Source organism: Moorena sp. SIO3B2 (assembly GCF_010692525.1).
Taxonomy (GTDB): domain Bacteria; phylum Cyanobacteriota; class Cyanobacteriia; order Cyanobacteriales; family Coleofasciculaceae; genus Moorena; species Moorena producens.
Genome location: NZ_JAAHHE010000760.1, coordinates 1 through 1,888 on the forward strand (window position 1 = coordinate 1; position 1,888 = coordinate 1,888).

The 1,888-nt window shown below is 42.6% G+C and carries 4 protein-coding genes and 1 pseudogene; 3 read left to right on the forward strand and 2 right to left on the reverse strand.

All coding sequences use genetic code 11. The annotated features are described in order from the left end of the window. The coding region (locus tag F6K38_RS40710) for a hypothetical protein (RefSeq protein ID WP_287360517.1) at positions 1 to 420 on the forward strand (420 nt) is incomplete at its 5' end. Between the two features lie 5 nt (positions 421 to 425). On the opposite strand, the pseudogene F6K38_RS40715 reads toward F6K38_RS40710, so the two are convergent. Both F6K38_RS40715 and F6K38_RS40720 read right to left on the reverse strand, forming a co-directional pair. Then, positions 426 to 551: pseudogene (locus F6K38_RS40715) on the reverse strand (DNA-binding protein); the annotation flags it as partial. Next, on the reverse strand, positions 544 to 777 hold the full coding sequence (locus F6K38_RS40720) for a hypothetical protein (RefSeq protein WP_131827005.1): 234 nt from the start codon (positions 775 to 777) through the stop codon (positions 544 to 546). The gene F6K38_RS40720 and the pseudogene F6K38_RS40715, both read right to left, overlap by 8 nt. A 305-nt stretch (positions 778 to 1,082) precedes the next feature. On the opposite strand from F6K38_RS40720, the gene F6K38_RS40725 reads away from it, so the two are divergent. Together F6K38_RS40725 and F6K38_RS40730 are read left to right on the forward strand one after the other, a co-directional pair. Next, positions 1,083 to 1,304 carry a hypothetical protein gene (locus F6K38_RS40725; RefSeq protein ID WP_044492060.1) on the forward strand — a complete coding sequence of 74 codons (222 nt, stop codon included), beginning with the start codon at positions 1,083 to 1,085 and terminating at the stop codon, positions 1,302 to 1,304. 121 nt (positions 1,305 to 1,425) lie between these two features. Next, positions 1,426 to 1,888, forward strand: a 463-nt coding sequence (locus tag F6K38_RS40730; protein WP_008178833.1) for an RpnC/YadD family protein, incomplete at its 3' end; no start/stop codon positions are given.

Sequence of the window (1,888 nt, forward strand, 5' to 3'; positions counted from 1 at the left end):
TATAATCAAGCTCAAGATGCGATCCTTAAGTGGGAAAAAAAGTGGAGACAATTAGTGGGAGTAGAAGGCTTTACTGATGGCATCTATTTTTACCAGCAGAACAAAGGCTCTAATCTATATCTTATTTTCCAGAAGCAAGGAAATAAGATATTAGGTAAAAAATATGGGTTTCAAAGTGATTATATAGTTTGTTTGAGAGGAGTTATACGGCGTAATATACTGGAAGACGTAACTCAAATTTCTTATGGCATTGATTTTATCCCACAGGTCGAAAGTGTTGACCCCATAAATTTATCGAAGTGGTATCGAATAAGTTGGGATAAAATCTCTAACTCTAGCAAGTATCCTCTACACTATGCTTATAACAATAAGGATCATCATATAGAATCTTGTCAAAAAGAATTTGATAAAAACCCTTGATCAACTTAGCTACTAGCCGGAAAACTACCACCCATAAAGTGAATATCACAGAAGGTTTCAATCCACAAACGAGGACCACAATCGAGTGGATTATCCGGCTGATACACAATCTTACACGGACCATTAATTTTCGGGAATCGGGAATCGGGAATCGGGAATCGGGAATCGGGAATCGGGAATCGGTAATTGGGAATCGGGAATGCGATCGCATATAACTATTCGATCGGCAAATGCTTTCGCGGAGCGGCGACCTTCGCGTAGCGTGGCCTTTTGGCCAAGGAGCATCGCGTAGCTTGACCGTTCGCGTAGCGTGGCCAAAAGGCCAAGGTTAATCGTGCAGCGGCTCCAAGCTGCCATCGCACATAGTAAGTAGTTAATTAATAACTTTATTTTTATATTAATGAATTATTAATACAGGATTTTGCCCCACTCCACTACTCCACTACTCCCTGCTCCCTGCTCCCTGCTCCCTGCTCCCTGCTCCCTGCTCCCTATTCCCCATTTGTTACAAAAGTTTTCAAAAAATGTTATAATAGAGTATTTTTTGTGTTATAATAAAATTACCGTGGGCGCTAAAACGTTCCACGGTAAGAGCCAGCCGACAGTTTCTCCCAGCTACAGGCTGGCTCTGGAGCCCCAGTTAAGGAGATACCTAATATTTTATGTCGTACTCTCAACGCCTATATCCATGGGCGCTCATTCGTCTATTGCCGAAGATGCAGCGGGTGGTTGTGCGTCGTTTTCGCAACCGTTCTGATGCGGAGGGGCACTTGCAGGCTCTGAAACGACTGATGCCCGATGAAAAATTTATTATTATCTTCGATTTAGGAGACCCTATAGACGGCGATTCTATAGAGGGAGAGTCTATAGACGAAGAATCTTAAAAAACAGGAAGTTTGGGAAGTGTGACTTGCCCAGCTCTTCAGTAATCAAATTTTAGTTGAACCCCAGAAACAGCCCTGGGTTTAACTCAGTAATTAGTCTTGATTCGATCAATTGTATTGTATGGCAAAACCTGTAGATATTGGTAGCAAACGCCTCATCAGTCTCGCTCCTAATGCTTGGGTGCAATGGGTAACCGGTAATTCCCAAGTGCGGGCATCTCAGTTGCTGGATGCTGAGTTCCAATGGATTAGTCGCGAAAGCGATGTGATTGTCAAAGCCTCTAGTCCTGAACACTCCGAATTTCTGATTCTCAATGAATTACAACTACGCTATGACCAGAACATGCCTCAGCGAATGCGCAATTATGTGGCTTTAGCTGAGGAGAAATACAACCTATCTGCTTATCCAGTATTAATTAACATCTTGCCGCCCCCAGCCACGGTCACCATTGAAAATTGCTACGAAAGCGAATTCATGGGATTAAAGGCCCGTCAAGATTATCGGGTAATTAATCTCTGGGAAGTAGATGCTGAATTAGTATTAGAACAACCTTTGCCTCCCTTATTTACATTTGTCCCAATTT

Coding starts and splice junctions, on each gene's coding strand:
- F6K38_RS40720 (WP_131827005.1), bottom strand. CDS start 777: ATGGCAGCTTGGAGCCGCTGCACGATTAACCTTGGCCTTTTGGCCACG.
- F6K38_RS40725 (WP_044492060.1), top strand. CDS start 1,083: ATGTCGTACTCTCAACGCCTATATCCATGGGCGCTCATTCGTCTATTG.